Genomic DNA, 7124 nt, shown 5'->3' with positions numbered 1-7124 from the left:
TGCTGTTACGGCGGTCATAGCGTGGGGGAAACGCCCGGTCCCATACCGAACCCGGAAGCTAAGGCCCACTGCGCCGATGGTACTGCACTCGTGAGGGTGTGGGAGAGTAGGACACCGCCGGACTTAATTTGATGAAGGGTTTGAGGCTCCAACCAGTGATGGTTGGAGCCTCACCTATTTAAGCCGTTGGCGCACGGGGCAACATCTTTTGCCCCCAGCGGCGCTCAGCTGACTACAGTACAGAGGTAGAAACAGTCAGGTTTGGACAGGGGAGCATTTAGTTGAGCGCGAAGGCATTGAAATACCGCGACGAATCCATTCGGCCGCAGGACGATCTATACCGCAACGCGAATGGCAAGTGGTTTGCCTCGGCGAGCATCCCCAGCGACCAGGGCCTGTACGGCTCGTTCATGGAACTGCGTGACGAGGCGGAAGCTGCGGTCCATGCGATCATCGAAGACGCCGTCGCCGCCGTGAACTCCGGCACCGAGCAGGCTCCGGATAAAGTACGCATTGCCCACCTGTATGGCAGCTTCATGAATGAGGAAGCCATCGAGGCCAAGGGGCTCGAGCCGGTTCGCGGCTATCTGGAAGATATCCAACGGGTTTCCACTGCCGAAGAGCTCATTGAGCTATCCGGAGGCTTCTACCGCAAGGGCATCAGCAGCTTCCTGCAGGCCGGCGCCATGAATGACGCCGGTAATCCCGAGCGCAATCTGCTGACCTTCCTGCAAGGTGGACTGGGCCTACCGGATGAGTCTTACTACCATGAAGAGCAGTTCGCCTCGACCGTCAGCGACTACCAGGAGCACCTGGCACGCCTGTTGGATCTCGGTGAAGTGGCGGATCCGTCGAAGGCCGCCGAAGACGTCGTGGCGTTGGAGAAAGTCATTGCCTCCCACCATTGGGATCGCGTCAAGGTCCGCGATGCCCAAGCCCGGTACAACCTGATGAGCGATGAAGAACTGCTCCAGACTTTCCCAGGGATGCGCTACTGGCTCCAAGGCGCGGGAATTGAACCGAAGTACTATGCCGAGGTTGTGCTGTGGCAGCCCAGCTTCTTCGAAGCGCTGGGCCAGACGCTGGAGGAAGAACCCCTCGAGCGTTGGAAGGCCTGGCTCACCGTCCAGGTGCTGCGCTCCTTCGCACCCTACCTTTCCAGCCCCTTCGTCAATGAAAACTTCGCGTTCTACGCCGCGAAGCTGGGCGGAGTGGAAACCCTGAAGGAGCGCTGGAAGCGTGGGGTCAGCTTCACCGAAAGCGCCGTCGGTGAGGACCTGGGCCAACTCTACGTGGCCAAGCACTTCCCGCCGGAGGCGAAGGACGCCATGGACCACCTGGTGGAGCGGCTGATCGAGGCCTACCGGGACTCGATCACCACCCTGCCGTGGATGGGGGAGCAGACCATCGAGAAGGCGCTCGAAAAGTTGTCCATGTTCCGTCCCAAGATCGGCTACCCCAACGAGTGGATCGACTACTCGAGCATCACCACCGATCCGCAGGACGTGATCGCGAACCTGGCGGCCGCCAACGAGTTCGAGTTCAAGCGTGAACTGCAGAAGATTGATGACGGGGTGGATCGGGAGCTGTGGTTTATGTACCCGCAGACCGTGAACGCCTACTACCATCCGCTGTTGAACGAAATCGCCTTCCCCGCCGCGATCCTTCGCCTGCCTTTCTTTGACGTCGATCGCGACCTCGCCTCGAACTTCGGGGCGATCGGCGCGGTCATTGGCCACGAGATCGGACACGGCTTTGATGATCAGGGTTCGCAGTACGACGGCAGCGGGCAGCTGAAGAACTGGTGGACAGCGGAAGACCGGGAAGCTTTTGAAAAGCTGACCACGAAATTGGTTGACCAATACGATGCCCTCAGCCCAAGCGAAGCCCCGGACCATCAGGTTAACGGCAAGCTCACCCTGGGGGAGAACATCGGCGACCTGGGTGGCTTGGGCATCGCGTACAAGGCCTACAAGCTTGAGCTGGCCGCCCGCGGCATCGAGCAGGACCAGGTGATTGACGGGGTCAGCGGGGACCAGCGGTTCTTCTACGCCTGGGCCGAATGCTGGCGCACGCTGATTCGCCCGGAAACCGCAGTTGTTCGAGTGACCACCGACCCGCATGCGCCGGGCGAATTCCGCTGCAACCAAGTGCCCAAGAACCTGGATGCTTTCCACGAGGCCTTCGGCACCCAGCCCGGTGACGGGATGTGGCTGGATCCGGCCGAACGCGTCGAGATCTGGTAGCCGGAAGAAAGGCGGGCGCGACGTGCGCCCGCCTTTTGGCTGTTGTGGCCAACCTCAGGTGAGAGTCCAGTCATGAAGCGGCCACAACGAGAATTTTCACACGTAGAATGATGTACTGTGACTTCCCAAGATAATTCCCCTGCAGCAGACAGCCAGAACACCAACGACCAGCGGCAGGTGCGCCTGAGCAAGCGCGCCGAGCTGCTGTCCCGTGGTGAAGAGGCCTACCCCGTAGGCGTGCCGCGCACCCACAGCCTGGCCGAGGTTCGCGAACAGTTCCCTGATCTCGAGCCGGACCAGGCCACGGGAGTGAACGTAGGGGTCGCCGGTCGCATCGTCTTCATGCGCAACACCGGCAAGCTGTGCTTCGCCACCCTGCAGGAGGGCGGACCGGAGGGCTCCGGAACCCGGCTGCAGGTGATGATCTCGCTGGCGAAGGTCGGCGAGGAGCGTCTGGCCGACTGGAAGGCCCTGGTGGACCTGGGTGACCATGTCTTCGTCAAGGGAGAGGTGATCTCCTCACGCCGCGGCGAACTGTCGATCATGGCCGATGAGTTCCAGATGGCCTCCAAGGCCCTGCGTCCCCTGCCGGTGCTGCACGCCGACCTGAACGAGGAGACGCGCGTCCGTCAGCGCTACGCCGATCTGATCGTGCGCAACGAGGCCCGGGAAATGATCTACAAGCGGGCAGCCATCATCCGTGCCGTGCGCCGCACCCTGGAGGAGCGCGACTACGTCGAGATCGAGACCCCGATGCTCCAGTTGGTGCACGGCGGGGCCTCGGCCCGGCCGTTCCATACCCACCTGAACGCCTTCGACCAGCAAATGACTCTGCGCATCGCCCTGGAACTCTACCTGAAGCGCACCGTGGTCGGCGGAGTGGATCGAGTCTTCGAACTCGGCCGCATCTTCCGCAATGAGGGCGTGGACTCCACGCACTCCCCGGAGTTCACCATGCTCGAATGCTATGAGGCCTACGCCGACCAGTTCGTGATGGCCGAGCGGATTAAGGAGATCATCCTCAACGCCGCGGACGCCATCGGCGCCGGACGCGTGCTGGAAACCCCGAAGGGAACCATCAACCTGGACGGCGAATGGCGCTGGCTCGGGGTCTACCCAGGTCTGTCCGAGGCCGTCGGCATGGAGATTACCCCGGAAACCCCGGCCGAGACGCTGCGCGAGATCGCCGACAAGCACGAGGTGAAGATCGACCCGGCCTGGGATGCCCAGAAGCTGGTCATCGAGCTCTTCGGCGAGATCGTCGAACCGAACCTGATGGACCCGACCTTCGTCTACGACTACCCGCCGCTGGCCCAGCCGCTGGCGCGGCCGCACCGTTCCAAGCCCGGTGTCATCGAGGCTTGGGACCTGATCATCGGGGGCATGGAACGCGGTACCGCGTTCTCCGAGCTGATCGACCCGGTCATCCAGCGTGAGCGGCTGACCGAGCAGTCTTTGATGGCCGCCGGTGGAGACCCGGAGGCCATGCAGCTGGACGAGGACTTCCTGCGGGCCCTGGAGTACGGAGCCCCGCCCATGGGTGGCATCGGCCTGGGCATCGATCGCCTGGTCATGCTGTTCACCGACGTGGGAATCCGTGAAACCATACTGTTCCCATTGCTAAAGCCGGAGGCATAATATGCCCTATGTTGAAGCCATTCTTCCAACAATCGTTGTCGCCCTGATTTTCTGGTACGTTATCAAGGCTGTTATGAATGCCGACCGTTCGGAGCGTCAAGCTCAGGCGGAAGTTGATCAGAATAATGATTTTGGAACTACAGGTGTAGATCTGAAATCAGGAGATAATAAAGCTCACCCTGATAATTAGGTGTTAATCGTAAGATTAATGCGTAAATCATCGCCGTTATTGTCTATGATGGATACAGGTTAAGGTCTGAAGATTATTTCAGCGACCAAAGATGTACCAACCCGGAGGCTAATAACATGGCACGCCAAGTACAAATTGCATTGATCGACGATATCGATGGGGGAGAAGCCACGGAATCATTTTCCTTCAGCTTCGGCGGGCAGCATTACGAAATTGACCTGAATGATGAAAATGCGGAGAAATTCCGTGCCGCCATGGAGCCGTACATCCAGGCAGGGCGTTCCTCCAAGCAGAACTCCACCAGCGAGGCGCCGGCCATCCGCGCCTGGGCCAAGGAGAACAACATGAAGGTCAACGCCCGCGGACGACTGAATGCGGATGTGGTGGAGGCCTACTACGCGGCGCAGCGCAAGGGTGGACGCAGCCGCTCGCGCTAAGGCTTCGAACACCCCAAGCCACGACGCAAAATGACCGGGATGATTTCATCCCGGTCATTGTCGTTGGCGCACCTTCTCAGGCGCCGGGGCAACCTCACGCGGTTATCCCTGTGGCGAACAAGGCAGATTCCCGGCCTCATGGTGCGTAGCATCGAACTATTGGTAAGCAAGGAGTGTGCCGCAATGTTTGAGAGATTTACCGACCGTGCCCGTCGCGTTGTCGTGCTCGCCCAAGAAGAGGCGCGCATGCTCAACCACAACTACATCGGCACCGAGCACCTGCTGCTCGGGCTCATCCACGAAGGTGACGGAGTTGCAGCCAAAGCGCTCGAGTCCCTGAACATCTCCCTGGGCGCCGTGCGTGAACAGGTGCAGGAGATTATTGGCAAGGGGCAGCAGGCCCCATCTGGACATATCCCGTTCACTCCGCGCGCCAAGAAGGTTTTGGAGCTCTCGCTGCGCGAAGCGCTGCAGCTGGGCCACAACTACATTGGCACCGAGCACATCCTGCTGGGCCTGATTCGTGAAGGCGAGGGCGTGGCCGCACAGGTGCTGGTCAAGCTCGGTGCAGACCTGGGACGCGTGCGCCAGCAGGTCATCCAGCTGCTGTCTGGTTACCAGGGCGGGAAGGACACCGCCGCGGCGGGCGTCAGCTCCGGCGGCCAGAGCGAGGGCGCCCCGGCCGGCTCGGCCGTACTGGACCAGTTCGGCCGCAACCTGACGGCCGCAGCCCGCGAGGGCAAGCTCGACCCGGTGATCGGTCGCGAGCATGAGATGGAACGCGTCATGCAGGTCCTTTCCCGGCGCACCAAGAACAACCCGGTGCTGATCGGTGAGCCGGGCGTCGGCAAGACCGCGGTCGTCGAGGGCCTGGCCCAGGCGATCGTGCGCGGCGACGTGCCCGAGACCATCAAGGACAAGCAGCTGTACACCCTGGACCTGGGATCCCTGGTGGCCGGCTCCCGTTACCGCGGTGACTTCGAAGAGCGCCTGAAGAAGGTGCTGAAGGAAATCCGCACCCGCGGGGACATCATCCTGTTCATCGATGAGATCCACACCCTGGTCGGTGCCGGTGCCGCCGAGGGCGCCATCGACGCCGCCAGCATCCTCAAGCCGATGCTGGCCCGCGGTGAGCTGCAGACCATCGGCGCCACGACCCTGGATGAGTACCGCAAGAACATTGAGAAGGACGCCGCGCTGGAGCGCCGCTTCCAGCCGATCCAGGTCAAGGAACCGACGGTGGAGCTGACCACGCAGATCCTGCGTGGGCTGCGTGACCGCTATGAGGCGCACCACCGCGTCTCGATCACCGACGGCGCCCTGCAGGCCGCCTCCCAGCTGGCCCACCGCTACATCTCGGACCGCTTCCTGCCGGACAAGGCCGTTGACCTGATCGACGAGGCCGGGGCGCGACTGCGCATCCAGCGCATGACCGCTCCTCCGGCGCTGAAGGAAATGGACGAGGAAATCGCCACCGTGCGCCTGGAGAAGGAAGCGGCGATTGACGCCCAGGACTTCGAGGGCGCCGCGTCGCTGCGCGACAAGGAATCCAAGCTCATCGAGGCCCGCAACGAGAAGGAAAAGTCCTGGCGCAATGGCGACATGGACGAAATCTCGGAGGTCACCGAGGAGCTGATCGCCGAGGTGCTGGCCAACTCGACCGGCATCCCGGTCGTGAAGCTGACCGAGGAAGAGTCCACCCGCCTGCTGAACATGGAAGACGAGCTGCACAAGCGGGTCATCGGCCAGGATTCGGCGATCAAGGCGATCTCCCAGGCGATCCGCCGCACCCGTGCCGGACTGAAGGACCCGAACCGCCCCGGCGGCTCGTTCATCTTCGCCGGCCCCACCGGTGTGGGCAAGACCGAGCTGGCCAAGGCGTTGGCGGAGTTCCTCTTCGGCGAGGAAGATGCGCTGATCACCCTGGACATGTCCGAGTACTCGGAGAAGCACACCGTCTCCCGGCTCTTCGGCGCCCCTCCAGGCTACGTGGGCTACGAGGAAGGCGGCCAGCTGACCGAGAAGGTGCGTCGCCGTCCCTTCTCCGTGGTGCTGTTCGACGAAGTGGAAAAGGCCCACGCGGACCTGTTCAACTCACTGCTGCAGATCCTGGAAGACGGTCGCCTGACCGACTCCCAGGGCCGGGTGGTGGACTTCAAGAACACCATTATCATCATGACCACGAACCTGGGCACCCGGGACATCTCCAAGGGCGTGATGACCGGCTTCCAGTCCTCGACCGACACCCGCACCGGCTACGAGCGGATGCAGGCCAAGGTCCAGGAGGAGCTGCGCCAGCACTTCCGTCCCGAGTTCCTGAACCGTGTCGATGACATCGTGGTGTTCCCGCAGCTGAGCCAGGAAGAGATCGAGCAGATCGTGGACCTGTTCGTGCAGCGCCTGGCCAAGCGCCTGGAGGAACGCAACATGACCATCGAGCTGACCCCGGCGGCCCGCACCGTGCTGGCGGCCCGCGGCTACGACCCGGCCATGGGTGCCCGTCCGCTGCGCCGCACGATACAGCGGGAGATCGAGGACCAGCTTTCCGAGCGGATCCTGTTCGGCCAGATCCTGGCCGGCCAGCACATCCACGTGGATGTCGAAGGGGAGCCC

Annotated in this window: 5 protein-coding genes and 1 rRNA gene; all 6 read left to right on the top strand. The window is 62.3% G+C overall.

Annotated features, from left to right (window positions below; genetic code table 11):
* Positions 1-6 precede the first annotated feature (6 nt).
* Positions 7-123, top strand: a 5S ribosomal RNA gene (gene rrf, locus RCJ92_RS14300).
* Between the two features lie 158 nt (positions 124-281).
* Positions 282-2246: a M13 family metallopeptidase gene (locus tag RCJ92_RS14295; protein ID WP_446754908.1), complete on the top strand. Its 1965-nt coding sequence runs from the start codon at positions 282-284 to the stop codon at positions 2244-2246.
* A 117-nt stretch (positions 2247-2363) separates the two neighbouring features.
* On the top strand, positions 2364-3884 hold the full coding sequence (lysS, locus tag RCJ92_RS14290; protein ID WP_446754907.1) for a lysine--tRNA ligase: 1521 nt from the start codon (positions 2364-2366) through the stop codon (positions 3882-3884).
* 1 nt (position 3885) lies between these two features.
* Positions 3886-4074: a hypothetical protein gene (locus RCJ92_RS14285; protein ID WP_138925415.1), complete on the top strand. Its 189-nt coding sequence runs from the start codon at positions 3886-3888 to the stop codon at positions 4072-4074.
* Positions 4075-4190: 116 nt separating this feature from the next.
* Complete coding sequence (locus RCJ92_RS14280; protein ID WP_138174727.1) at positions 4191-4511, top strand: histone-like nucleoid-structuring protein Lsr2; 321 nt, start codon at positions 4191-4193, stop codon at positions 4509-4511.
* A 183-nt stretch (positions 4512-4694) separates the two neighbouring features.
* Positions 4695-7124 (top strand): ATP-dependent Clp protease ATP-binding subunit (locus tag RCJ92_RS14275; RefSeq protein WP_446754906.1); only part of this gene is annotated, 2430 nt, incomplete at its 3' end.

Source organism: Glutamicibacter sp. BSL13, from assembly GCF_052928425.1.
Note: the sequence above shows the minus strand (reverse complement) of the source record. Positions and strands in the feature narration are given on the sequence as shown.

Excerpts from the sequence above, each read along its gene's own strand:
- RCJ92_RS14285 (WP_138925415.1), top strand. The coding sequence starts at position 3,886 with ATGCCCTATGTTGAAGCCATTCTTCCAACAATCGTTGTCGCCCTGATT.
- RCJ92_RS14280 (WP_138174727.1), top strand. The coding sequence starts at position 4,191 with ATGGCACGCCAAGTACAAATTGCATTGATCGACGATATCGATGGGGGA.